The 25142-nt window shown below is 61.9% G+C and carries 23 protein-coding genes; 15 read left to right on the top strand and 8 right to left on the bottom strand.

Annotated elements, in window-relative coordinates; all coding sequences use genetic code 11:
* Positions 1-2: 2 nt before the first annotated feature.
* The 3 genes from L6D63_RS11580 to exaC all read right to left on the bottom strand — a co-directional run bounded on the left by L6D63_RS11580 (position 3) and on the right by exaC (position 4768).
* Complete coding sequence (locus L6D63_RS11580) at positions 3-1397, bottom strand: ethanolamine ammonia-lyase subunit EutB (RefSeq protein ID WP_131671538.1); 1395 nt, start codon at positions 1395-1397, stop codon at positions 3-5.
* Positions 1398-1575: 178 nt separating this feature from the next.
* Positions 1576-2946 carry an ethanolamine permease gene (gene eat / locus L6D63_RS11575; RefSeq protein WP_095668215.1) on the bottom strand — a complete coding sequence of 457 codons (1371 nt, stop codon included), beginning with the start codon at positions 2944-2946 and terminating at the stop codon, positions 1576-1578.
* A gap of 301 nt (positions 2947-3247) precedes the next feature.
* On the bottom strand, positions 3248-4768 hold the full coding sequence (gene exaC, locus L6D63_RS11570; RefSeq protein ID WP_047296830.1) for an acetaldehyde dehydrogenase ExaC: 1521 nt from the start codon (positions 4766-4768) through the stop codon (positions 3248-3250).
* A gap of 384 nt (positions 4769-5152) precedes the next feature.
* On the opposite strand from exaC, the gene L6D63_RS11565 reads away from it, so the two are divergent.
* From L6D63_RS11565 to L6D63_RS11550, 4 genes are all read left to right on the top strand, one after another.
* The gene (locus tag L6D63_RS11565; RefSeq protein ID WP_095668217.1) at positions 5153-7066 is read left to right on the top strand and encodes a sigma-54-dependent Fis family transcriptional regulator; all 1914 of its coding nucleotides are present in this window, start codon (positions 5153-5155) and stop codon (positions 7064-7066) included.
* Positions 7067-7243: 177 nt separating this feature from the next.
* The gene (gene mpl / locus L6D63_RS11560; protein ID WP_047296827.1) at positions 7244-8593 is read left to right on the top strand and encodes a UDP-N-acetylmuramate:L-alanyl-gamma-D-glutamyl-meso-diaminopimelate ligase; all 1350 of its coding nucleotides are present in this window, start codon (positions 7244-7246) and stop codon (positions 8591-8593) included.
* Complete coding sequence (gene ubiX, locus L6D63_RS11555; RefSeq protein WP_047296825.1) at positions 8590-9237, top strand: flavin prenyltransferase UbiX; 648 nt, start codon at positions 8590-8592, stop codon at positions 9235-9237. The genes mpl and ubiX overlap by 4 nt, the downstream gene beginning before the upstream one ends.
* Entirely contained in the window at positions 9230-9514 is a 285-nt protein-coding gene (locus L6D63_RS11550) for a YceK/YidQ family lipoprotein (protein WP_095668218.1), read from the top strand. The genes ubiX and L6D63_RS11550 overlap by 8 nt, the downstream gene beginning before the upstream one ends.
* Positions 9515-9649: 135 nt before the next feature.
* On the opposite strand, the gene L6D63_RS11545 is transcribed toward L6D63_RS11550, so the two are convergent.
* The 3 genes from L6D63_RS11545 to L6D63_RS11535 form a co-directional block, all read right to left on the bottom strand.
* The gene (locus L6D63_RS11545) at positions 9650-10291 is read right to left on the bottom strand and encodes an oxidoreductase (protein WP_007968134.1); all 642 of its coding nucleotides are present in this window, start codon (positions 10289-10291) and stop codon (positions 9650-9652) included.
* 27 nt (positions 10292-10318) lie between these two features.
* Positions 10319-12046 carry a C13 family peptidase gene (locus L6D63_RS11540; RefSeq protein ID WP_131671539.1) on the bottom strand — a complete coding sequence of 576 codons (1728 nt, stop codon included), beginning with the start codon at positions 12044-12046 and terminating at the stop codon, positions 10319-10321.
* 110 nt (positions 12047-12156) lie between these two features.
* Positions 12157-12612 carry a MaoC family dehydratase gene (locus L6D63_RS11535; RefSeq protein ID WP_003228575.1) on the bottom strand — a complete coding sequence of 152 codons (456 nt, stop codon included), beginning with the start codon at positions 12610-12612 and terminating at the stop codon, positions 12157-12159.
* Positions 12613-12791: 179 nt separating this feature from the next.
* Here L6D63_RS11535 and L6D63_RS11530 point away from each other — a divergent pair, with 179 nt between their 5' ends.
* From L6D63_RS11530 to L6D63_RS11520, 3 genes are read left to right on the top strand one after another with little or no spacing between them, the layout of a single operon-like run.
* Positions 12792-13154, top strand: coding sequence for a CidA/LrgA family protein (locus tag L6D63_RS11530; protein ID WP_121187390.1), 363 nt, complete (start codon positions 12792-12794; stop codon positions 13152-13154).
* Positions 13154-13870, top strand: a complete 717-nt coding sequence (locus L6D63_RS11525; protein WP_007960614.1) for an LrgB family protein — start codon at positions 13154-13156, stop codon at positions 13868-13870. Before L6D63_RS11530 ends, L6D63_RS11525 begins: the two co-directional genes overlap by 1 nt.
* Before the next feature lie 10 nt (positions 13871-13880).
* Complete coding sequence (locus L6D63_RS11520) at positions 13881-14471, top strand: LON peptidase substrate-binding domain-containing protein (RefSeq protein ID WP_007960613.1); 591 nt, start codon at positions 13881-13883, stop codon at positions 14469-14471.
* 119 nt (positions 14472-14590) lie between these two features.
* Here L6D63_RS11520 and L6D63_RS11515 read toward each other — a convergent pair whose 3' ends face one another.
* The gene (locus L6D63_RS11515; protein ID WP_086793060.1) at positions 14591-15907 is read right to left on the bottom strand and encodes a bifunctional DedA family/phosphatase PAP2 family protein; all 1317 of its coding nucleotides are present in this window, start codon (positions 15905-15907) and stop codon (positions 14591-14593) included.
* 114 nt (positions 15908-16021) lie between these two features.
* Entirely contained in the window at positions 16022-16717 is a 696-nt protein-coding gene (locus L6D63_RS11510; protein WP_131671540.1) for a DNA-3-methyladenine glycosylase, read from the bottom strand.
* Between the two features lie 177 nt (positions 16718-16894).
* Between L6D63_RS11510 and L6D63_RS11505 the strand changes: the two genes are divergently transcribed.
* The 8 genes from L6D63_RS11505 to L6D63_RS11470 all read left to right on the top strand — a co-directional run bounded on the left by L6D63_RS11505 (position 16895) and on the right by L6D63_RS11470 (position 24980).
* Positions 16895-18166, top strand: a complete 1272-nt coding sequence (locus tag L6D63_RS11505; protein ID WP_047296817.1) for a glutamate-5-semialdehyde dehydrogenase — start codon at positions 16895-16897, stop codon at positions 18164-18166.
* On the top strand, positions 18135-18857 hold the full coding sequence (nadD, locus tag L6D63_RS11500) for a nicotinate-nucleotide adenylyltransferase (protein ID WP_047296816.1): 723 nt from the start codon (positions 18135-18137) through the stop codon (positions 18855-18857). Before L6D63_RS11505 ends, nadD begins: the two co-directional genes overlap by 32 nt.
* Positions 18858-18929: 72 nt before the next feature.
* Entirely contained in the window at positions 18930-19424 is a 495-nt protein-coding gene (gene rsfS, locus L6D63_RS11495; RefSeq protein WP_047296815.1) for a ribosome silencing factor, read from the top strand.
* A 9-nt stretch (positions 19425-19433) separates the two neighbouring features.
* Positions 19434-19901 carry a 23S rRNA (pseudouridine(1915)-N(3))-methyltransferase RlmH gene (rlmH, locus tag L6D63_RS11490; protein ID WP_003185785.1) on the top strand — a complete coding sequence of 156 codons (468 nt, stop codon included), beginning with the start codon at positions 19434-19436 and terminating at the stop codon, positions 19899-19901.
* Between the two features lie 10 nt (positions 19902-19911).
* On the top strand, positions 19912-21807 hold the full coding sequence (mrdA, locus tag L6D63_RS11485; protein ID WP_041064994.1) for a penicillin-binding protein 2: 1896 nt from the start codon (positions 19912-19914) through the stop codon (positions 21805-21807).
* Between the two features lie 31 nt (positions 21808-21838).
* Positions 21839-22942 (top strand): rod shape-determining protein RodA, encoded by a 1104-nt coding sequence (gene rodA / locus L6D63_RS11480; protein WP_047296919.1) that lies wholly within the window; start codon positions 21839-21841, stop codon positions 22940-22942.
* A gap of 17 nt (positions 22943-22959) precedes the next feature.
* Positions 22960-23970, top strand: a complete 1011-nt coding sequence (gene mltB / locus L6D63_RS11475) for a lytic murein transglycosylase B (protein WP_047296814.1) — start codon at positions 22960-22962, stop codon at positions 23968-23970.
* Positions 23970-24980, top strand: coding sequence for a septal ring lytic transglycosylase RlpA family protein (locus L6D63_RS11470; RefSeq protein ID WP_047296813.1), 1011 nt, complete (start codon positions 23970-23972; stop codon positions 24978-24980). Before mltB ends, L6D63_RS11470 begins: the two co-directional genes overlap by 1 nt.
* The last annotated feature ends 162 nt before the right edge of the window (positions 24981-25142 follow it).

The raw sequence follows: 25142 nt of genomic DNA, 5'->3' as shown, positions 1-25142 counted from the left end.
ACTCATCCCAGTTGCGCCAGCGCCTGGCGGAAGGCCGGCGGCAGGTTGTTGCCAAAGCGGACCTTGCCGTCCGCCTGGGTGAAAATACCCATGTTCGCCAGCCATTGCTCGAACTCCGGCGCCGGTTTCAGGCCCAAAGTCTGACGGGCGTAGAGCGCGTCGTGGAACGAGGTGGTCTGGTAGTTGAGCATGATGTCGTCGGAACCGGGGATGCCCATGATGAAGTTGATCCCGGCTACGCCGAGTAACGTCAGCAAGGTGTCCATGTCGTCCTGATCGGCTTCGGCGTGGTTGGTGTAGCAGATGTCGCAACCCATCGGCACGCCGAGCAACTTGCCGCAAAAATGATCTTCGAGGCCGGCGCGGATGATCTGCTTGCCGTTGTACAGATATTCCGGGCCGATAAAGCCGACCACGGTGTTCACCAGAAACGGCTTGAAGTGCCGCGCGACGGCGTAGGCCCGGGTTTCGCAGGTCTGCTGGTCGACACCGTGGTGGGCGTTGGCCGACAGCGCGCTGCCCTGGCCAGTCTCGAAATACATCAGGTTCTGCCCGAGGGTGCCGCGCTTCAGGCTCAGCCCCGCGTCATAGCCTTCCTGCAGTACATTGAGATTGATGCCGAAACTGGCGTTGGCCGCCTCGGTGCCGGCGATCGACTGGAACACCAGATCCAGCGGCACACCACGATTGATCGCTTCGATCGAGGTGGTGACGTGGGTCAGCACACAGGCCTGAGTCGGAATGTCGTAACGCTGGATGATCGCGTCGAGCATCTCCAGCATCGCGCAGATCGAGGCGATGCTGTCGGTGGCCGGGTTGATCCCGATCATCGCGTCGCCGTTGCCGTACAGCAGGCCGTCGAGAATGCTGGCGGCGATGCCGGAAGGTTCGTCGGTCGGATGGTTCGGTTGCAGGCGGGTCGACAGGCGTCCGCGCATGCCGAGTGTGCCGCGAAATTTTGTGACCACGCGGATCTTCTGCGCCACCAGCACCAGATCCTGCACGCGCATGATTTTCGACACGGCGGCGACCATTTCCGGGGTCAGGCCGGGGGCGAGCTTGCGCAGGCTGGTCTCGTCCGCCGCATCGCTGAGCAGCCAGTCACGGAAACCACCGACGGTGAGGTGGCTGACCACGGCGAAGGCTTGTTTGTCGTGGGTGTCGATGATCAGTCGGGTGACCTCATCGGCTTCGTAGGGAATCAGCGCTTCCTGCAGAAAATGCGTGAGCGGAATGTCGGCCAGCGCCATTTGCGCGGCCACGCGTTCACCGTCGTTGAGCGCGGCAACGCCAGCCAGGAAGTCCCCCGAGCGCGCCGGGCTGGCTTTGGCCATGACGTCCTTGAGGCTGTCGAAGCGATAGGTCTGGGCGCCGACGGAATGGGTAAATGCGGCCACAATATCCTCCTGTAAACGATAAACCCCCTGTAGGAGCTGCCGCAGGCTGCGATCTTTTGACTTTGATTTTCTAAAAACAAGATCAAAAGATCGTCCGAACGCGGCCCGAGCCTTCGGCAGCTCCTACAGAGTTCCAGCACAGTGCCTGGATGGGCGCTGTGCACTTTTATATGGCAGTTCAGATACCTTCGAGCATAGCGTCTGCCGGGGCGTCGGCGCGTTGTTTGGCGGTCAGCTGGAAGTACAGGTAACCAGCGGCCATGAAGCCGAGGAACACGCAGCCGATCAGCGTGTTGAACCACGCCATCGCCACCAGGCACACCACCGCCAGAAACAACGCAATCGCCGGCACCACCGGGTAGCCCGGGGCGCGGAAGGTGCGTTCCAGGTGCGGTTCGGTTTTGCGCAGTTTGAACAGGCTGAGCATGCTGATGATGTACATCACGATTGCGCCGAACACCGACATGGTGATCATCGCGGCGGTCAGGGTCATGCCTTGCAGGTTGACCAGGCCGTCGCTGTAGATCGCCGCGATGCCGATCACGCCGCCAGCCAGAATCGCCCGGTGCGGGGTCTGGAAGCGCGACAGCTTGGCCAGGCTTTTCGGCAGGTAACCGGCGCGGGCGAGGGCAAAGAACTGTCGCGAGTAGCCGAGGATGATCCCGTGGAAACTCGCCACCAGGCCAAACAGGCCGATCCACACCAGCATGTGCATCCACGAGGAGTTGTTGCCGACCACCGCTTTCATTGCCTGCGGCAGTGGATCGTTGATGTTCGACAGCTGGCGCCAGTCGCCGACACCGCCGGCCATCACCATTACGCCGATGGCGAGGAATACCAGGGTCAGAATGCCGCTGACATAGGCCCTGGGAATCGTGCGTTTCGGATCCTTGGCTTCTTCGGCGGCCATGGCCGCGCCTTCGATGGCGAGGAAGAACCAGATGGCGAACGGAATCGCTGCGAAAATCCCGGGGATCGAACCCAGTGTGAACTCGTTGGCGCCGGACCAGCCGTTGAGCACGAAATTGCTGAAACTGAAGCCCGGTGCAACCACGCCCATGAACACCAGCAATTCAGCGACCGCCAGCACCGTGACCACCAGTTCAAAGGTGGCGGCGATGCTGACACCGAGGATGTTCAGGGTCATGAACACGAAATAAGCGCCGACCGCCGCGATTTTCGGGTCGAGTCCCGGATATTGCACGTTGAGGTAGGCGCCGATGGCCATGGCAATCGCCGGTGGGGCAAAGACGAATTCGATCAGCGTGGCGATGCCGGCGATCAACCCGCCTTTTTCGCCGAACGCTCGGCGGCTGTAGGCAAACGGCCCACCTGCGTGGGGAATTGCGGTGGTCAGTTCGGTGAAACTGAAGATGAAGCAGGTGTACATGGTCGCGACCATCAGCGCCGTGACCAGAAATCCGAGGGTGCCGGCAGTGCCCCAGCCGTAACTCCAGCCGAAGTATTCGCCGGAAATCACCAGGCCGACGGCAATGCCCCAGAGGTGCAGGGTGCCGAGTGTGGGTTTGAGCTGTGTGGTGGAAGTCATAAGTCCTCTCTGTTTTTTATTGTTCGATCTGTTGGACTTTCGGGTGCAGCGGTTGAGGTGGATGGAAGCTGTTCACGCAGCGGCAGTTTTTTTGCAAAACCTGAATGACGGGTACGCAAGTGCCGTGCCAGAGCGGCCAGGCCTTGTGTTGTGTCATTGAGGACGCCATCGCTGGCAAGCCAGCTCCCACAGTTTCTGTGGTGTACCCGCGATCAAGATCTGCAAAGATCCCTGTGGGAGCTGGCTTGCCAGCGATAGCTGTTTGGAGGGCAACACAGAATTATCTGTGTTGCCCCCGATTTTAGAAGAAGCCCAACGGATTGATGTCGTAGCTCACCAGCAGGTTTTTTGTCTGCTGATAGTGATCGAGCATCATCTTGTGGGTTTCACGGCCGACGCCGGACTTCTTGTACCCGCCGAACGCGGCGTGCGCCGGGTACAGGTGGTAGCAGTTGGTCCATACGCGACCGGCCTTGATCGCGCGGCCCATGCGATAGGCGCGGTTGATGTCGCGGGTCCACAGGCCGGCGCCGAGGCCGAACTCGGTGTCGTTGGCAATCGCCAGGGCTTCGGCTTCGTCCTTGAACGTGGTGATGCTCACCACCGGGCCGAAGATTTCTTCCTGGAACACGCGCATTTTGTTGGTGCCCTTGAGCAGGGTCGGCTGGATGTAATAGCCGGTCGCCAGATTGCCCTCGAGTTTTTCCACCTGGCCGCCGGTCAGCAGCTCGGCGCCTTCACCCTTGGCGATTTCCAGGTACGACAGGATCTTGTCGAATTGCTGCTCGGACGCCTGGGCGCCAACCATGGTGTCGGTGTCCAGCGGGTCACCGCGTTTGATCTGGCTGACTTTCTTCATCACCGCTTGCATGAATTCGTCATAGATCGATTCCTGGACCAGGGCACGGGACGGGCAGGTGCAGACTTCGCCCTGGTTGAAGAACGCCAGCACCAGACCTTCGGCAGCCTTCTCGATGAAGCTCGGCTCCGCCTGCATGATGTCTTCGAAGAAGATGTTCGGCGACTTGCCGCCCAGTTCCACGGTGGAAGGAATGATGTTCTCGGCGGCGCATTTCATGATGTGCGAGCCGACCGGGGTCGAGCCGGTGAAGGCGATCTTGGCGATGCGTTTGCTGGTGGCCAGTGCTTCGCCGGCTTCTTTGCCGAAGCCTTGCACCACGTTGAGCACGCCCGGTGGCAGCAGATCACCGATCAGCTCCATCAGCACGCAGATGCCCAGCGGCGTCTGCTCGGCAGGTTTGAGCACCACGCAGTTGCCGGCGGCCAGTGCCGGGGCGAGTTTCCACGCGGCCATCAGCAGCGGGAAGTTCCACGGGATGATCTGGCCGACCACGCCCAGCGGTTCATGGATGTGATAGGCCACGGTGTTGCCGTCGATTTCGGCCGCGCTGCCTTCCTGGGCGCGCAGGCACCCGGCGAAGTAGCGGAAGTGGTCGGCCGCCAGCGGGATGTCGGCGTTGAGGGTTTCGCGGATGGCTTTGCCGTTGTCCCAGGTTTCGGTGATCGCCAGGGTTTCGAGGTTCTGTTCGATGCGGTCGGCGATTTTCAGCAGGATCAGCGAGCGCGCCTGCACCGAGGTCGCACCCCACGCGTCGGCAGCGGCATGGGCGGCGTCCAGTGCCTTGTCGATGTCTTCGGCAGTGGAGCGGGGGAATTCGGCAATCGGCTGGCCATTCACTGGCGAGGTATTGGTGAAGTACTGACCTTTGACAGGCGCGACGAACTCGCCGCCGATGTAGTTACCGTACTTGCTCTTGAACGAGACTTTGGCGCCTTCAGTACCGGGGTGAGCGTAACGCATGATGTTGTTCTCCTTGGCTTTGTACTTATTAGAGAAACGCGCAAGTGCGCTTGCTATAAGCGTAGAGCAAAGGTCGGGCCATTGCCGCGCAGGGCAGGCAAATCAAGGCCTTGCGTAGTTTGTGTCGGACGGGCGGACGCAGCCTGTGATGGTTTCGGTACAGAGCGGGTGACAGTTTGTACCGCTTTTGGCACAGCCTGTGACCGGCTGGTCTTGCCAGCATTGCAATGCCGGCCTGCCTGGAGGATCCTCAGCCAACAGAAACCCTGTAGGAGCTGCCGAAGGCTGCGATCTTTTGACCTTGTTTTTGAAGATCAAAAGATCGCAGCCTTCGGCAGCTCCTACACCAGGTTTGCGTCGACCTTTCGGGGAGAATAATAAGAAATGCACGACAACCATTTGAGTCGCCATGCCCAGCAGGTTCTCACCGTCAGTCAGGGCAAGCCGCACCTGCACGGGCCGGGTGCCGATCCGTCGATTGCCCGTTCGTGGCTGCGCTGTCTTGAGGACTACCACCTCGATCCGGCCCTGACGATGGCGCCTACGGTGCTCGAACACGGGCGCGTGCTTGAAAGCCGCGAGCGCCTGCAACAGGTGTTACAGATTGCCGGCAATGAAATGAGCAGCCTGCATCAACAACTGTCCGGCGCCGGTCATGCGGTGCTGTTGACCGACGCGCGAGGAGTGATCCTCAACTGCGTCACCGCACCCGCCGAGCGCAAGATATTCGAACGTGCCGGGCTCTGGCTCGGCGCCGACTGGAGCGAAGCCTGCGAAGGCACCAACGGTATCGGCACCTGCCTGGTCGAGCGCCAGGCGCTGACCATCCATCAGGACGAACACTTTCGTGGCCGCCACACCGGCCTGACCTGCTCGGCGAGCCCGGTGTTCGACCCGCACGGCGAATTGCTCGCAGTGCTCGACGTCTCCTCGGCGCGCCACGACGTTTCGCGCCAGAGCCAGTTCCACACCATGGCGCTGGTCAATCTGTCGGCGAAGATGATCGAGAGCTGCTATTTCCTGCGTTGCTTCGATAACCAGTGGTTGCTGCGTTTTCATCTGCAGGCCGAATCCGTCGGCTTGTTCAGCGAAGGGCTGCTGGCGTTTGACGGCGAAGGGCGGATCAGCGCGGTCAACCAAAGTGCGCTGAACCTGTTGGGGCATATTCGCGGTGGTTTGCTCGGCAAACCGGTGGAAGCATTTTTCGATTGCTCGCTGGATGAGCTGCTCGGTCGCGCCAGCGCCAATGCCAGCGCCAGTTGGCCGCTGCGCACCCGCGATGGGCGGCATCTGTTTGCCTTGCTGCGTGGCGAGTCGCGCAAACCGGCGAAGATCATGCCGGCCCCGGTCGTGGCCAAAGCTCAGCCACTGGCGGGCATCTGCCTCGGTGACGCCGCGCTGCAAGCGGATTTTCGCAAGGCGCTGCGCGTGTTCGAGCGCGACGTGCCGCTGCTGATCAATGGCGAAACCGGCTCCGGCAAGGAAGCCTTCGCCAAAGCTGTGCATCATGCCAGCCAGCGTGCCAACAAAGCCTTCGTCGCCCTCAACTGTGCGGCGATCCCCGAGAGCCTGATCGAGAGCGAGCTGTTCGGTTATCGCGGTGGCAGTTTCACTGGCGCGCGCAAGGACGGCATGCGCGGCAAGCTGCAGCAGGCCGATGGCGGCACCTTGTTTCTCGATGAAATCGGTGACATGCCGCTGGCGCTGCAAACCCGTTTGCTGCGTGTGCTGGAAGACCGGCAGGTGGTGCCGATCGGCGGCGAGCCGGAGGCGGTCAACGTGCGGATCATCAGCGCCACGCATCGCCATCTGCTGGAGCGGGTCGAAGACGGCAGCTTCCGTGAAGACCTGTATTACCGGCTCAATGGCCTCGAAGTTGCGCTGCCGGCGCTGCGCGAACGCAGTGATAAATCGCAGTTGCTGGATTTCCTGCTGGCCGAGGAGGCCGGCGGCGAGACAATCGTGATTGACGAGGCGGCCCGTCAGGCGTTGCTGGCGTTCAACTGGCCGGGCAACGTGCGGCAGTTGCGCAATGTCCTGCGCACGCTGGCGGCGTTGTGCGATGAAGGGCGGATCGGGGTGGAGGATTTGCCGGCGATGATTCGCCAGGCGCAGCCGCCGCTTGCGCTGAAGACGGTTGAGTCCGAGCATCCGCTGGAGGACGCCGAACGCCTGGCGTTGCTCAATGCGCTGGAGCAAGCGCGCTGGCACATGACCCAGACCGCGCAGCAGCTCGGGGTCAGCCGCAACACCCTCTACAGAAAGCTGCGCAAACACGGAATCGCCCGAACCGCATAAATCCCCCTGTAGGAGCTGCCGGAGGCTGCGATCTTTTGATCTTGTTCTTTACAGGATCAAAAGATCGCAGCCTCGTTGCACTCGTCAGCTCCTACAGGTGGGGTGATGGTGATCAGCTAAAGAGTGCGATTTCCCCCTCCCTGCGCTAACCTGCGGCGATGTTTTACGAGGTCGACTATGCACATTCATATTCTGGGTATCTGCGGGACTTTCATGGGCTCGATGGCGGTTCTGGCCAAAGAGCTGGGCCACCACGTGACCGGCTCCGACGCCAACGTCTATCCGCCGATGAGCACGCAGCTTGAGGCCCAGGGCATTCAACTGACCCAGGGCTACGACCCGGCCCAACTTGATCCGGCACCGGATCTGGTGGTGATCGGCAATGCCATGTCGCGCGGCAACCCGGCGGTGGAATATGTGCTGAACAAAGGCCTGCCGTACGTCTCCGGCCCGCAATGGCTGGCCGATCACGTGCTGCAAGGGCGCTGGGTGCTGGCGGTCGCCGGTACGCACGGCAAAACCACCACCAGCAGCATGCTCGCCTGGGTGCTGGAACACGCCGGCATGAGCCCGGGGTTCCTGATCGGCGGCGTGCCGCAGAATTTCTCGGTGTCGGCCCGTCTGGGCGGTACGCCGTTCTTCGTGATCGAGGCTGACGAATACGACAGCGCGTTCTTCGACAAACGTTCGAAATTCGTCCATTACCGCCCGCGTACCGCGATCCTCAACAACCTTGAGTTCGATCACGCGGACATCTTCCCCGATCTGCCAGCGATCGAGCGACAGTTCCACCACTTGGTGCGCACTATTCCGAGTGAAGGCCTGGTGATCCATCCGACCACCGAGCCGGCCTTGCAGCGCGTGATCGAGATGGGTTGCTGGACCCCGGTGCAAACCACCGGTGCCGGCGGTCAGTGGCAGGTCAAGTTGCTCAAGGACGATGGCTCGGCGTTCGAAGTGCTGTTCGAAGGTGAGTCCCAAGGCACCGTTGAATGGGAATTGACCGGTCAGCACAACGTGGCCAACGCATTGGCTGCTCTGGCCGCGGCGCGGCATGTCGGTGTGGTGCCTGCGATGGGCATTGCCGGGCTGAGCGCGTTCAAGAACGTCAAGCGCCGGATGGAGAAGGTCGCCGAAGTGCGCGGCATCACCATCTACGACGACTTCGCCCACCACCCGACGGCCATCGCCACCACCCTCGACGGTTTGCGCAAGCGCATCGGCGACGCACCGCTGATTGCGATTATCGAACCGCGCTCCAACTCGATGAAGCTCGGCGCGCACCGTGACGGTCTGCCGGACAGCGTGGTCGATGCCGATCAGGTGATCTGGTATGCCCCGGCCAACCTCGGTTGGGATCTGGCAGCCACCGCGGCACTGTGCAGCGTGCCGTCGATTGTCAGCGATTCGCTCGAAGGCATCATCGAACGGGTGAAGAGCCAGGCTCAGCCCGGCACCCATGTGGTGATCATGAGCAACGGCGGCTTCGGCGGCCTGCACGGCAAGCTCGCCGAGGCCCTGCAATGAACTCGTTTGCCCAGAGCGGCGGTCCGGAACGCATCACGCTGGCGATGACCGGCGCGTCCGGCGCGCAGTACGGGTTGCGCCTGCTCGATTGCCTGGTGCGCGAAGATCGTGAAGTGCACTTCCTGATCTCCAAGGCTGCGCAGCTGGTGATGGCCACCGAGACGGATGTCACGCTGCCGCCCAAGCCGCAGATGATGCAGGCTTTTCTCACCGAGTACACCGGAGCGGCTGCCGGGCAGATCCGTGTGTACGGCAAGGAAGACTGGATGTCGCCGGTGGCCTCGGGCTCCGGCGCGCCAGCGGCGATGGTTGTGGTGCCGTGTTCCACCGGTACCTTGTCGGCGATTGCCACCGGTGCCTGCAACAATCTGATCGAACGCGCAGCGGACGTCACCTTGAAGGAGCGTCGCCAGTTGATTCTGGTGCCGCGCGAGGCGCCGTATTCGAGCATTCATCTGGAACACATGCTCAAGCTGTCGAACATGGGCGTGACCATCCTGCCAGCGTCGCCAGGCTTCTATCACCAGCCGCAGACCATCGACGACCTGATCGATTTCGTTGTCGCGCGGATTCTCAATCTGTTGGGCATTCCGCAGGACATGCTGCCGCGTTGGGGCGAGCATCATCTGAGCAGCGATGAATAAGCTGCTGACGATTGTGCTGGCGCTGCAACTGGCCGGTTGCGCCACCGCGCGCACGCTGGATGCAGCCAAACCTGGCGCGCCAGTGGTGTATTCCGGAACGCGTCTGGATTTGTATGCGATGAATGGCGGATGTTGTGCGATGGATCGCTTCGGCGCTGAGGCGCCGAGCTATCCGGGGGTGGACCTGCCGGCGAGTGCGTTGCTCGATACGCTGCTGTTGCCGCTGTCGTTGCTGACCGTGATCGGCGTCGGGTTTCAGGCGACGGGTGGATTTTAGGGGAGTGCTGCGCACTCCATTCGCGGGCAAGCCACGCTCCCACAGTGATTGATGTCGTGCGACAGGTTTGTGTTCGCTGGAGACTACTGTGGGAGCGGGCTTGCCCGCGAAGAGGCCAGCCCAGGCACCACAAAACTACTTGCCGAGCTTGCGCAGCTCATCCGACTCGACGATCCGCACCCCATCCTGTTCTTCCAGTGCCAGACGCCACATCGCCCGGGCCAGTTGGCAGGCTTCGATGCCGCGGTATTTGCCGGGAATCAATTTGGAAAAAGGCGCGGCCAGCTGTTCGCCCAGGCGCGGCTCGGTGCGATCGCCCAGCAACAGCGATGGTCGGCAGATGGTCAATTGCGGCCAGTCCTGCGCTCGCAACGCCTGCTCCATCTCACCTTTGACCCGGTTGTAGAAAATCGACGATTTCGGATCGGCGCCCAGTGCGCTGATCACGATCAGGTGTCGCGCGCCCATCTCCCGCGCGCGTTTGGCGAACGCAACGACCATGTCCAGATCCACCGCGCGGAACGCGGCTTCGGAACCCGCCTGTTTGATGGTGGTGCCGAGGCAGCAATAGGCGATATCGACGCGACCACTGAGCTGCGGCAGAAACGCCTGCGGGTCGCCCACCGGGTTTTCCAGGTGCGGATGTTCCGCCAGCGGCCGGCGGGACGGGGCGAGCACGCGGGTGATCGTCGGCTCGTTGAGCAAACGGTCGAGCAGGTGCTCACCGGTCAGTCCGGTGGCTCCGGCAAGCAAAACGTGCTGAGGCGTCAAGTACATAGTGTTTCTCCCTTGATACTGTTCAGCTTAGTTGCTGTTTGTGGCTCCGTCGTTCAACGCAGCACTCTGCAACGCTTTTCTGGCCTGCTGCTTACGCAGCAGTTGCCAGTGCGCCAGCACGGTTTTCGGCGCCCAGATCTGCGGCTCCGAGGCTTCGAAGTTGTCCGCCAGTTCGCGCTCGGCGACGGTGGCCTTGGCCAGTTTGAAGGCTTGCTCCAAGTCGTCGGTTTGGTTCAGCGCCTGAGCGAACAAGGCGTCGCCGAAGTAGGTGAAGTTAGCTTCTTCCGAGCAACCGAACGACACGCGGTCGGCGCGCGAGGCGGTCATGATCAGGGTGCGCTCATCTTTCAGCGCGGGGATGAAACCACCGGAATAGCACGATGAAATCACGATCACCTTGTCGCGGTTTTTCAGCGGCGCCAGCACCGTGGCGAGTTCGTCGGCGGGCAGGTCGGCCAGTTCCATGCGCGGCTGGTCGAGCACCAGTTCGTGTTCGGCGGTGCCGTGGCTGGTCAGGTAGATGAACACCAGGTCTTCCGGGCCGCTGCGCTCGGCCAGGGTCTGCGCGGCGCGGCGCAGGTTTTCGCGGGTGGCCATCGGCCGGTCGGTGAGGTGGTCACGGTGGTTGACCAGACGGATCTGGCCGTAAGCGCCGAAACGTGTGGTGAGCATGTTGGCGACGTAGTCGGACTCGCGCAGGAACACGCTTTGCTTGCCGTCGCCACCGAGGGTCAGGGTGTACAACTCCACCGCCGGGGTCGAGGCGGGCACGGCGGCCAGCGCGTTATCGAGCAGGCGGCCCTGGGCCAGCAAGCCGAGTTCGAGGGTGTCGGGCAGCAGCTTGCCGGCGGCGTCACGCACGCGCTGGCCGTTGATCCAGGTGCCGCTGAGTACGGTGCCGTCGGTCAGCACCAGGGTGCCGCGCCCGGCGTAGCTGTCGCTGTCGAACTCGCCGATGTAGAAGCTGCCGTCAGACAGGTTCAAACGGCCCTGGCCGCTGAAGCGCCAGTCATTGAAATAGCCGATGTAGTGGCTGCCGTCGGCGCCGATCAATTCGCCCTTGCCGGTCAGCGCGCCTTCCTTGAACTGGCCGAGCCAGACGTCGCCGTCGGCGTTTTCATAGCGGCCCTTGCCGTGCAGTTGGCTGTTCTTGAAGCCGCCGACATAGATGTCGCCATCGGCGCTGTTGAAGGTGCCATTGCCTTCGAGCTGGCCGTTGACGAAATGGCCGCTGAAGGTGTTGCCGCTGGCATCGCCGCGCTGGCCTTCGCCGTTGGGTTTGCCGTGGGCGAACTGGCCCTGATAGGAACTGCCGTCGTCCATTTCCAGACGCCCCAGCCCGGAATACTGGTCAGCCTTGAACTCGCCACGGTAAGTCATGCCGTTTTCTTTCAGCGTGCCTTCGCCATCGCGTCGGCCCTGCTTGAAACCGCCGGTGTAACTGCTGGCGTTGGTGGTCAGACTGCCTTGGCCGTCGAACAGGCCCTGCTGGAACTGGCCGCGGTAAACCTCGCCGTTGCTACCGTGCCATTCGCCCTGGCCATGCCATTGGCCCTTGTCGAATTGTCCGGCGTACCAACTGCCGTTGGGATAGTCGACGCGGCCCTGGCCTTGCAGCAAGCCGTTGACCAGTTCACCGCGATAGCGTCCGCCGTCCGGCAGCCTTGCATCCGGGGGCAACAGCGATTCGCCGTCGCCGCACGCGGTGAGCATCAGGGTCAGGGCAAGGGGTGCAAGAGAAGCGAGTGGGCGCATAGCGGGATCCGGGCAATTAGGCGACCGAGTATGCCGCAGCCATGTGACCTTATACAGCCGGGAAAACAGCGCGGATGCGAAACAGCGTGCGCTGCTTCGCATCCGGTGACTCAAACAAAGCAGAGCGACAGCGGTTCGGCGATATAGGCCGGTTTGTCCGAGCCTTCTATCTCAAGCGTCGCGGTGGCCTTGAGCAGCCATTGACCGGGTTTTTTCTCGGTGACTTCGGCCAGGTCGACTTTCAGGCGCACTTTTGAATTGACCTTCACCGGCTGGATGAAACGCACGCTGTCCAGGCCGTAATTGACCACCATCTTCAGGCCTTGCGGCAGCACGAGGATGTCTTCCATCAGTTTCGGGATCAGCGACAGCGACAGGAAACCGTGGGCAATGGTGCTGCCAAAAGGCGTTTGCGCGGCTTTGACCGGATCGACATGGATGAACTGATAATCCCCGGTGGCTTCGGCGAACAGGTTGATACGCTCCTGATCGATGGTGAGCCATTCGGAACGTCCGAGTTCCTTGCCGACATAATCTTTGAGCTCTGCAACGGGAACATAGGGCATTGAGACTCTCCTTGGGTTCATCGGTTTTATAGTTTTTCAGGTGGGGGATTTGACCGCCCTGCGAACCACTGTAGATCATCATGGCGTTTTGCTCCGGTCAACCGACCATGCTTTTGGCGAATGCCGATCCATAGCGCCGCCGTGCTTATAATGCCGAGGACTTGCGGGGGAGATGTCTGATGTTGTTACGTGGCCTGACCATGCTGGTGCTGTTTCAACTGCTCGGCACGGCACTCAACCATTTGCTGTTGCCGGTGCTGCCGGGGCCGATCATCGGCCTGCTGCTGTTGCTGGTGTTCCTGATCATGCGTGGTGAAGTCGGCGAGCCGCTGAACCTCGCGGCCGGCAGCCTGTTGCGTTATCTGCCGTTGCTGCTGGTGCCGCCAGCGGTGGGCGTGATGGTGTATGCGAGCGACATTGCTGCTGATTTCTGGGCGATTGTCGGCGCGCTGGTGCTGTCGTTGATCCTGTCGATGGCCTTCGCTGGGGTGCTGATGCAACGGCTGGTCAAGCGCCACGCGCCCCGGTCGGAGGAATCCTGATGCTCTTCGATTGGCAAGGTGCCTGGGCTTCGGTCATTCATCATCCGCTGTTCGGCATCGGCATCACCCTCGGTGCCTATCAACTGGTGCTGGCGGCGTTCGAGAAAACCCGCTGGATCTTTCTGCAACCGGTGCTGGTCTCCATGCTGTTGGTGATCGGCGTGTTGGTCGGCTGCGGTCTGACGTACGCCGAGTACCGCAAGAGCACCGAGATCCTCAGCATTCTGCTGGGCCCGGCGACGGTGGCGTTGGCGGTGCCGTTGTATCTGAACCTCAAGCGCATCCGCCAATTGTTCTGGCCGATTTTTACTACGCTGGTGATAGGCGGGGTAGTCGCCACGGGCATGGGCGTGTTGCTCGGCTGGTGGTTCGGCGCCGAGCACATGATTTTGATGACCATGGCGCCAAAGTCGGTGACTTCGCCGATTGCGATGCTGGTGGCCGAGCAGATCGGTGGTGTCGCGGCGCTGGCGGCGGTGTTCGTGTTGATCACCGGAGTGATTGGCGCGATCTTCGGCCCGGCGTTGCTGACCCGGCTCGGCGTGCACAGTCCTGAAGCGCGCGGCATGGCGCTGGGCATGACCGCACACGCGGTTGGCACCTCGGTGGCGCTGCAGGAAAGCGATGAGTGCGGCGCCTTCGCGGCGCTGGCGATGAGTCTGATGGGCGTGGCCACGGCGGTGTTCCTGCCGTTGGCGGTGTCGATGGTGGTCTAAGGAAATGTCTATGAGTCTGCCGCTTTTCCCGCTGAACACAGTGCTGTTTCCCGGCTGCAACCTCGACTTGCAGATCTTCGAGGCGCGCTACCTGGACATGATCGGCCGCTGCATGAAACAGGGTGGCGGTTTCGGCGTAGTGTGCATCCTCGACGGCCACGAAGTCGGCGTTGCGCCCGAAGGCTTTGCCCTGGTCGGCTGCGAGGCGCGGATCACCGATTTCCAGCAACAGGACAACGGTCTGCTCGGGATCCGGGTGCAGGGCGGGCGGCGTTTTCAGGTGTTGCGCACAGAGGTGCAGCGCGATCAGTTGATCCTTGCCGACGTCGAATGGCTGGACGATGAGCCGGAGCAACCGCTGCAGGACGAAGACGCCGATCTGGTGGCGTTGCTCAAGGCCTTGGCCGAGCACCCGATGGTCGAGGCGCTGAACATGGGCACCGAAGCGCTGGGGCAGCAGTCGCTGGCCAATCAACTGGCGTATCTGCTGCCGTTCGCCGAAGAAGACAAGATCGACCTGCTGCAACTCGACGATCCGCAGCAGCGACTGGATGCGATCCAGGCGCTGCTCGATGAGCTGCAGGGCGAGCTGTTCGCCTGAGCGAAAAAGATCGCAGCCTGCGGCAGCTCCTACATGAGATTCATTTCATACCCGCGCCATCTTGCGCATGTGAAATCAAAACCTTGTAGGAGCTGCCGCAGGCTGCGATCTTTTGCTTCTCAATAAGCGTAACGCAACATCGTGTCCGGCAAATGCCGCAGAACGAACAGGCTGAACAGCACCAGCAGTGCCGGCAGAATCAGCCACCAGACCTTGAACGGCATGGCGTTGAGCGGCGCCTTGCGCTGACTCAGCCACAGGCCCGCCGCACACACGCATGCCGCCAGCATCGCACCCGCCAGAATATCTGTCGGCCAGTGCGCGCCCAGATAGACTCGTGACAACGCAATCGACAGCGCCGGAATGCAGCCGAGCAGCAGCCAGGTCAGGCGCATGCGCGGCGGTTGGCCGCGACCGGCGAGGACTGCGAGTACCAGAAACAATGCAAACGAACCCGAGGCATGGCCGCTGGGCATGCTGTAGCTGGTCAGTGGATCGGTCAGCACCTCCGGGCGGACCCGGGCGAAAAACTGTTTGGTGACGGTGTTCAGTAGCGCGGTACACAGCAGCGTGCCGCCGGCAAAGATTGCCTGACGCCATTGCCGGCACAGCAGCAACAGGCCGGTGAGCAGGGCGCTGAACATCAGCATGTTGCGGAATTCACCGATCAGGGTGAACGTCACCGCAATCTCGTCCAGCATCGGTTGGCGATGTTCCTGCACCAGGGTCATCACGCCCTGGTCGAGGGCGTGCAGATACGGATAGCCAATAAACAGGCCGATCAGAATCAACAGGCTCATGCTGCTGATCCAGATCGTCGCCCGACGATGCTGGCGCAAGCTGCTGTTGACGCTCAGGCCGACCATCACTGCGATACTGGCGGCGACGATGCCGGCCTGCAGCCAGAAACCTTCCGGCAGCGGCAAACGGATCGCCGCGCCGGTGGCCCAGCCCGGCAGCAGGTAGGCGACGCTCCAGCCGGCCGCCGCCAGCAGGCTGACGGCGGCGAAGCGCGGGAAGGGCATGTCGCACATCCCGGCGACCATAGGCAGCATCGGTCGCAGCGGACCGATGAAGCGCCCGACCAGCAGACTGGCGATGCCGTAACGCTGGAAGTAGGTTTCAGCCCCGGCCATCCATTCCGGATGGTGGCGCAAACCCGGCAGGCGGCGGATGTTCTGGTGGAAGTGACGGCCCAGGTAATACGACACCGCATCGCCCAGAATCCCGCCGAGAAAGCCCAGCAGCAGGGTTTCACTCAACGACAGTGCACCGCTGCCGGCCAGTACGGCGACGGCAAACAACAGCACGGTGCCCGGCACGATTATTCCGGCAATGGCCAGACACTCCACGAATGCGACGATAAACACCGCAGCGGCCAGCCACTGCGGATTGGCCGCCAGCCATCCGGTTACGCTATCGAGCCATGGGCCCATACCAAAAAACTCCAAACCATTGATGATCCCTGTAGGAGCTGCCGCAGGCTGCGATCTTTGCTGTTAAAAGATCAAAAGATCGCAGCCTGCGGCAGCTCCTGCAGGGTTACGTGTTTACAGCAGGAAATAATCGCGACCTTCGACCTGACCCCGGCGCAACGGGTTCCGCGTGCACCACTGGGCATACGTGGCGTCGACGAACCGGTACATCAGGTGCTCGTCGCGGCCCTGGGGAATGCCCAGGCGTGTGGTCTGAATGATCTGCGTCGGCGTCGGGCCGGTGTCTTCCACCAGCAGCAGTTCATGGTCGAAACGCTTGGCGTCCCACATCGGTACCTTCAAGCCCAGCGCCTTGCACAGCAACGTCTGGCCGGCGCACAGTTTTTGCGAAGGACGCGGGCGGCCTTGGGCATCGGGATTGTTCAACAGCATCTGCGCCAGGCTCGCCGGCCCGCTGACCTCATCGACCCATGGGTAGGCGGATTTGATCAACACCGCATTGCCCGGCCCCTGAGCGCTGAAGTTCAGTGAATCGCCGCCACGGGCGTAATACATATAAATGTGTCCACCATCCAGAAACAAAGCCTTACGCTTTTCCGTGTAGCCGAGGGAGGCATGACTGCCTTTTTCCGCGCAGTAATAGGCTTCGGTTTCGATGATCCGGGCACTGAGCCACAGATCGCCGACCCGGTGGCGGATGACTTTGCCGAGCAGATCGCGCGCCAGCACTTGCGCGTCACGGTCGAAAAAAGTGTTCGGAAGGCCCAGTGGCAGGCGCTCGGCGGTGGCGCGAACGGTCAGGTTGGACATGGCAAACGGTGGTTATCCAGGCGAAGGAGGTCGCGATGATAACAATCCCCGGCTTAATTACGGCTGAACGTCGGCAAATTGCAGTCCATTTCGACCATCCGCCCGTCACCGCTGTTAGTCCCGGGACGCGACAGCTATAATCTGCCGCTTTCCTCTTTGCCAAGACCCCAGCAGACCATGACTGAGTCCGTTCTTGACTACATGACCCGATTGGGTCGCGCCGCCCGCGAAGCTTCCCGGGTCATCGGCCGTGCCAGCACCGCGCAGAAAAACCGCGCCTTGCAGGCTGCTGCCAATGCGCTGGACGCTGCGCGCGCCGAGCTGGCCGCAGCCAACGAACAGGATCTGGCCGCTGGTCGCGCCAATGGTCTGGAGCCAGCCTTGCTGGAACGTCTGGAACTGACTCCCGCGCGCATCGATGGCATGATCGTCGGCCTGCGCCAGGTGGCAGCACTGCCGGATCCGGTCGGTGCGATCCGTGACATGAGCTTCCGCCCGTCCGGCATTCAAGTCGGCAAGATGCGCGTGCCGCTGGGTGTGATCGGGATCATCTACGAATCCCGGCCCAACGTGACCATCGATGCCGCCAGCCTGTGCCTGAAGTCCGGTAACGCGACCATCCTGCGCGGTGGTTCCGAGGCGATTCATTCCAACCGGGCGATTGCCGCGTGCATCCAGCGCGGTCTGGCCGAGGCCGAATTGCCGGCAGCCGTGGTGCAAGTGGTCGAAACCACCGACCGTGCCGCCGTCGGCGCGATGATCACCATGCCTGAGTACGTCGACGTGATCGTGCCGCGCGGTGGCCGTGGCCTGATCGAGCGCATCAGCCGTGACGCCCGCGTGCCGGTGATCAAGCACCTGGACGGCATCTGCCACGTTTATGTCAGTGCCCACGCCGATCTGGCGAAAGCCCAGCGCATCGCCTTCAATGCCAAGACTTACCGTTATGGCATCTGTGGCGCGATGGAGACCCTGCTCGTCGATCAAAGTGTTGCCAAGGATTTCCTGCCGTCGATGGCAGCCCAGTTCCGCGAAAAAGGCGTCGAGCTGCGTGGCTGCGAGCGCACCCGGGCGATCATTGACGCGAATGCGGCCAGCGAGGACGACTGGAGTACCGAGTATCTGGCGCCGATCCTGTCGATTCGCGTGGTCGACGGACTGGATCAAGCCATTGAACACATCAACCATTACGGCTCGCACCACACCGACTCGATCGTCAGCGAAAACCTCGCCGACACCCGACGTTTCGTCGCGGAAGTCGACTCGGCATCGGTGATGATCAACACCCCGACCTGCTTCGCCGATGGATTCGAATACGGATTGGGTGCCGAGATCGGCATTTCTACTGATAAGCTGCACGCCCGCGGCCCGGTGGGTCTCGAAGGGCTGACCTGCGAGAAGTACATCGTGGTCGGTGATGGCCAGCTGCGCGGCCAGGCGACGGTCTGACTTGACCGACCTCGACCTGACAGCGCCGCAAACCGGCAGCGAGTCTCGCCCGCAACGCATTGGCGTGCTGGGCGGCACGTTCGATCCGGTGCACATCGGCCATTTGCGCGGTGCGCTGGAAGTCGCTGAAGCGCTCGGGCTCGACGAGCTGCGCATGATGCCCAGCGCCCGGCCGCCGCATCGCGATACGCCGCAGGTGTCGGCGCAGGATCGGCTGGCCATGGTTGAGTGCGCGGTGGCCGGAGTGCCGCCGCTGGTGGTGGACGCCCGCGAATTGCAGCGGGACAAACCGTCCTGGACCATCGATACCCTGGAGTTGATGCGTGCCGAAATGGCCGCCGAGACCCAGGTTTTTCTGCTTTTGGGCTGGGACGCATTTTGCGGCCTGCCCACTTGGCACCGCTGGGAGGAGTTGCTCCAGCATTGCCATATCCTGGTGCTACAGCGCCCGGACGCCGACAGCGAACCGCCGGATGCCTTGCGCAACCTGCTGGCAGCGCGTTCGGTGAGCGACCCGCTGGCCGTCAAAGGGCCGAGCGGACAGATTGCATTCGTCTGGCAGACACCGCTCGCGGTTTCCGCCACCCAGATCCGTCAACTGCTGGCCAGCGGTAAGTCGGTACGTTTCCTGGTGCCCGACGCGGTCCTGGCCTACATCGATGCGCACGGTCTGTACCGTGCGTCGAACTGAACAAGGCGTGCTTCACTGATACGAATCCACGTATCGCCAAGCCGCCGAATACATGAGCAAAACGAGTTTTATATGACCGACAAAGATGTAAGCAAAGTTAAGCGCAAAGGCACGTTCAAGAGCGCGCCGCTGCCGGAAGTCGCCAACACCAATGAGCCGCTCAAGGGCGACGAGCTGGTCAAGGTTGCCGTGGCAGCCCTGGAAGACGTCAAGGCACAAGACATCCAGATCATCGATGTTCGCGACAAGCAGAGCATCACCGATTACATGATCATCGCCACCGGTACCTCCAATCGCCAGATCAACGCGATGCTGGACAAGGTCCGTGAAGAGGTCAAAAAGCAAGGCGCCAGGCCGCTGGGCGAAGAAGGCAAGGGCGACAGCGACTGGGTGCTGCTCGATCTGGACCTGGTGATCGTGCACATGATGACTGCCTCGGCACGTCAGTTCTACGACCTGGAGCGCCTGTGGGCCGGTGCCGAGCAAAGCCGTGCGGCAGACGCCAAGCACCACAGCCCGGAAAACACCCACGAGCATTTCACCAAGCTCAACAAAGACCAGCTGTAAGGGATTGCTGTGCGACTGCGACTGATCGCCGTCGGTTCACGCATGCCCAAGTGGGTGGAAGAAGGCTGGCATGAGTATGCCAAGCGTCTTCCGTCCGAGCTGGCGCTGGAACTGGTGGAAATTCCGCTCAATACCCGTGGCAAGAACGCCGACGTGGCCCGTTTCATCCGCCAGGAAGGCGAAGCCATGCTGGCCAAGGTCGGGCCGAACGAGCGGATCGTCACGCTGGAAGTGCATGGCAAGCCCTGGAGCACCGAGCAACTGGCGGTCGAACTCGACCGTTGGCGGCTGGATTCGCGCACGGTCAACTTCATGGTCGGTGGCCCCGAAGGGCTGGCGCCGGAAGTCTGCGCTCGCGCCGACCAGCGCTGGTCGTTGTCGCCGCTGACCTTGCCGCACCCGCTGGTGCGGATCCTGATCGGCGAACAGCTGTACCGTGCCTGGACCGTGCTGTCCGGTCACCCTTACCACAAGTAGTCCTGCCCTCATGTCTCAGCCGATCCGCATCAAGGACCACGAAAAGGACGCCCGCCTGGTGCGTAGCCGCGTCGTGTTCGGGGCTGTTGCGGTCATGCTGTTGATCGGCGTACTGATTGCGCGGCTGTACTACTTGCAGGTGATCCAGTACGAGTACCACTCGACACTCTCGGAAAACAACCGCGTCCACGTGCAGCCGATTCCGCCGACCCGCGGGTTGATCTTCGACCGCAACGGCGTGGTGGTGGCGGACAACCGTCCGAGCTTCAGCCTGAGCATGACCCGCGAGCGCTCCGGCGACTGGCAGCAAGTGCTCGACGTGATCGTCGAAGTGCTGCAGCTGACGCCCGAGGACCGGGTGATCTTCGAAAAACGCATGCGCCAGGGGCGCCGGCCGTTCGAGCCAGTGCCGATTCTGTTCGAGCTGACCGAAGAGCAGATCGCCCGGATCGCGGTGAACCAGTTCCGCCTGCCTGGGGTGGAAGTGGTCGCGCAGTTGGTGCGTCATTACCCGCAGGGCGCGCATTTTGCGCACTCGGTGGGTTACATGGGGCGGATCAACGAGAAGGAGCTGAAGACCCTCGACCCGGTCAACTACAGCGGCACCCATCACATCGGCAAGACCGGCATCGAGCGTTTTTACGAGCCGGAACTGCACGGGCAGGTGGGTTACGAGGAAGTCGAGACCAACGCCCGCGGCCGCGTGCTGCGCGTGCTCAAGCGGACCGATCCGATTCCCGGCAAGGACATCGTCCTGAGTCTGGACATCAAACTGCAGGAAGCGGCGGAAGCTGCACTGGGCGGGCGGCGCGGCGCGGTGGTGGCGCTCGATCCGAACACCGGTGAAGTCTTGGCAATGGTCAGTCAGCCGAGTTTCGACCCGAACCTGTTCGTCACCGGCATCAGCTTCAAGGCCTATGCCGAGCTGCGCGATTCCATCGACCGGCCGCTGTTCAACCGGGTGCTGCGCGGTCTGTACCCGCCGGGTTCGACGATCAAGCCGGCGGTGGCGATTGCCGGTCTCGATGCCGGTGTGGTGACGGCGTCGAGCCGGGTGTTCGACCCCGGTTACTACATGCTGCCCAACTACGATCACAAGTACCGCAACTGGAACCGCACCGGTGACGGCTTCGTCGACCTCGACACGGCGATCATGCGTTCCAACGACACCTACTTCTATGACCTGGCGCACAAGCTGGGCATTGATCGGTTGTCGGCTTACATGAACAAGTTCGGCATCGGCCAGAAGGTCTCGCTGGACATGTTCGAAGAATCTCCCGGCCTGATGCCGTCCCGCGAGTGGAAGCGTGCGACGCGCAAACAGGCGTGGTTCCCGGGCGAGACCCTGATTCTGGGGATCGGCCAGGGCTACATGCAGTCCACACCCTTGCAACTGGCGCAGGCCACGGCGCTGGTGGCCAACAAAGGCATCTGGAACCGGCCGCACCTGGCCAAGACCATAGAAGGTGCCAAACCGGTAGATGAAAACCCGATGCCGGATATCGTCCTGCGCGATCCGTCGGACTGGACCAAGGTCAACCACGGCATGCAGCAAGTGATGCACGGCGCCAGAGGGACCGCGCGCAAGGCGGCAATCGGTGCGCAATACCGCATCGCCGGCAAGTCCGGTACGGCTCAGGTGGTCGCGATCAAGCAAGGTGAAAAATACGACCGGTCCAAGGTTCAGGAGCGCCACCGCGACCACGCCTTGTTCGTCGGTTTCGCTCCGGCCGACAACCCGAAAATCGTTGTTTCGGTGATGGTCGAGAACGGTGAGTCCGGCTCCGGTGTCGCCGCGCCGGTCGTGCGTCAGGTCATGGATGCCTGGCTTCTGGATCAGGAGGGTCGATTGAAGGCCGAATACGCCGGTCCTATCAGTGCGGAGGCTACGGCCCGTGATGAATAATTTTGATCGCATGCTCTCCAGTGAGGATGTGATGCGTCGTCGTGCGACGCTGCTGCAACGTCTGCATATCGATGGCCCGCTGTTGATCCTGCTGCTGATTCTCGCCGCGGGCAGTCTGTTCGTGCTGTATTCGGCGAGCGGCAAGAGCTGGGATCTGCTGGGCAAACAAGCCACTTCGTTCGGCATCGGCCTGGTGTCGATGATCGTCATCGCCCAGTTCGAACCGCGTTTCATGGCCCGCTGGGTGCCGCTCGGTTATGTGGTCGGCGTGGTGCTGCTGATGGTGGTGGACATCATGGGCCACAACGCCATGGGTGCGACGCGCTGGATCAACATCCCCGGAGTGATCCGCTTCCAGCCTTCGGAGTTCATGAAGATCCTGATGCCGGCAACGATTGCCTGGTATCTGTCCAAGCGCACGCTGCCGCCGCAGCTCAAGCACGTCGGCATCAGCCTGATGCTGATCGGTGTGCCGTTCATTCTGATCGTGCGCCAACCCGACCTCGGGACGTCGCTGCTGATTCTGGCCGGCGGCGCGTTCGTGCTGTTCATGGGCGGGCTGCGCTGGCGCTGGATCCTCAGCGTGCTGGCTGCGGCCGTGCCGGTGGCGATCGCCATGTGGTTCTTCATCATGCACGACTACCAGAAGCAGCGGATCCTCACGTTCCTCGATCCGGAAAGTGATCCACTGGGCACTGGCTGGAACATCATCCAGTCGAAAGCCGCGATCGGTTCCGGCGGCGTGTTCGGCAAGGGCTGGCTGCTGGGCACCCAGTCGCACCTGGACTTTCTGCCGGAGAGCCATACCGACTTCATCATCGCGGTACTCGGCGAAGAGTTTGGTCTGGTCGGCATCTGCGCGCTGCTGCTGATCTATCTGTTGCTGATCGGTCGCGGCCTGGTGATCACCGCCCAGGCGCAGACGCTGTTCGGCAAATTGCTCGCCGGTGCGTTGACCATGACGTTTTTTGTTTACGTTTTCGTCAACATCGGTATGGTCAGTGGCCTGTTGCCGGTGGTGGGGGTGCCGTTGCCCTTCATTAGCTACGGAGGAACTTCGCTGGTGACACTGCTGTCAGCGTTTGGGGTTTTGATGTCGATTCATACGCATCGCAAGTGGATCGCACAGGTTTGAATAAGGTGAAGAGTTCAATGCAAGTCATGCGCAGCTGGGCGACTCGTTACGCGCCGTGGGTCGGCCTGGTCGGCATCCTTGGCAGCGCGCAGGAAGTGCTGGCCGGCGATTACGAAGGCTCGCCACAGGTGGCTGAATTCGTCGGCGAAATGACCCGCGACTACGGTTTTGCCGGCGAGCAACTGATGGCCGTGTTCCGCGAGGCCCAGCGCAAGCAGGCGATTCTCGACGCCATCTCCAAGCCCGCCGAGCGGGTCAAACAGTGGAAAGAATATCGCCCGATGTTCATCACCGACGCGCGCATCGCCCGTGGTGTGGACTTCTGGCGCCAGCACGAGGCCGTACTGGCCCGTGCCGAGCAGGAATACGGCGTACCGGCACAAGTCATCGTGTCGATCATCGGCGTCGAGACCTTTTTCGGACGCAATACCGGCAATTACCGGGTGATTGATGCATTGTCCACGCTCGGATTCGACTATCCTCCCCGTGCCGAATTTTTCCGCAAGGAATTGCGTGAGTTCCTGCTGCTGGCCCGTGAGGAACAGGTCGATCCATTGACCCTCAAGGGCTCGTACGCCGGGGCGATGGGCTTGCCGCAATTCATGCCGAGCAGCTTTCGCGCCTATGCGGTGGATTTTGACGGTGACGGTCACATCAATATCTGGACCAATCCGGATGATGCGATCGGCAGCGTGGCCAGCTATTTCAAGCGTCACGGCTGGGTCGCCGGGGAACCGGTGGTGAGCCGCGCCGACGTGCGCGGCGAACAGGTCGACGAAGGTCTGACCACCGGCATCGAGCCGACGAAAACGGTTGGAGAGTTGCGGGCGCTGGGCTGGTCAAGTCATGATGCGCTGCGCGATGATATGCCGGTTACTGCATTTCGCCTCGAAGGCGACAACGGCCCTGAATACTGGATGGGCCTGAAGAATTTCTACGCGATCACGCGTTATAACCGCAGCGTGATGTACGCCATGGCCGTACATCAACTGTCTGAAGAGCTGGTAAAAGCACGGGGCGTCAAGTAATGCGGGCATTGCCTATCAATAAACCCCTGAAGCTGGTGGCATTCGCCGCGTTGGCGGTGCTGGTCGCCAGCTGTTCGACCAGCCGCGCGCCGACCCAGAAGACCCCGTCCACTGCGGTGCGTGCGCAGCCGGGGCTGGACATCAACCGCGCGCACAAAGATGGCGCGCCGTGGTGGGATGTCGATGTTTCGCGCATCCCCGACGCCACGCCGACCCTGCACACCGGTCCTTACAAGGCCAACCCGTACACCGTGCTGGGCAAGACCTATTTCCCGTTGCAGGAATCCAAGACCTACGTCGCCTCGGGCACCGCTTCCTGGTACGGCACCAAGTTCCACGGGCAGAACACCGCCAACGGCGAAGTGTATGACCTGTACGGCATGAGTGCCGCCCACAAGACTCTGCCACTGCCCAGTTACGTGCGTGTGACCAATCTGGACAACAACCGGAGCGTGATCCTGCGGGTCAATGATCGCGGGCCGTTCTATTCGGACCGGATCATCGACTTGTCCTACGCGGCCGCGAAGAAGCTCGGTTATGCCGAAATCGGCACCGCGCGGGTCAAGGTCGAAGGTATCGATCCGCAACAATGGTGGGCCGCCAAGGGCCGTCCGGCGCCGCTGATGCTCAACGAGCCGCAAGTCGCGCAGAATAGCGCCCCGGTGATCACGGCGTCGGCCGGTACCATCGAGCAGTGGACCCCGCCGCCGCAACAACATGCCTCTGACACTGTCCCTGTACAGATCAGCGCAAAAAAAAACGCTTCTGCACCAGCGTCTGGCCAGTATCTGCAGGTGGGCGCGTTCGCCAACCCGGACGCTGCAGAACTCCTGAGGTCGAAGCTCAGCGGGATGGTGAGCGCTCCGGTGTTCATCAGCTCGATCGTGCGCAATCAGCAGACCCTGCACCGGGTACGCCTGGGGCCGATCGGTTCGCCGGGTGAAATCGCCCAGGTGCAGAACAGTGTACGCCTGGCCAATCTCGGCTCGCCGAGCGTGGTCACCGAGTAAGAAACGTAGCACTTGATTGACGGTTCACTTGCGGTTTTTGGGGGTGGACCAGGTTGTTGGCTCGTCGAAGAACAAAAGCCCGGCAAGGGTGACTGGAGTGAGCAACTGAACACGCGATGGCCCGTTAGAAGGCTGTCTGAATAGTTTTGCCTTCGGGCAAGT

The sequence above is a fragment of the Pseudomonas parakoreensis genome, assembly GCF_021602155.1.
In the GTDB taxonomy this organism is placed as follows: domain Bacteria; phylum Pseudomonadota; class Gammaproteobacteria; order Pseudomonadales; family Pseudomonadaceae; genus Aquipseudomonas; species Aquipseudomonas parakoreensis.
The sequence above is the reverse complement of the archived record's forward strand: the minus strand, read 5'-3'. Positions and strand labels throughout refer to the sequence as shown.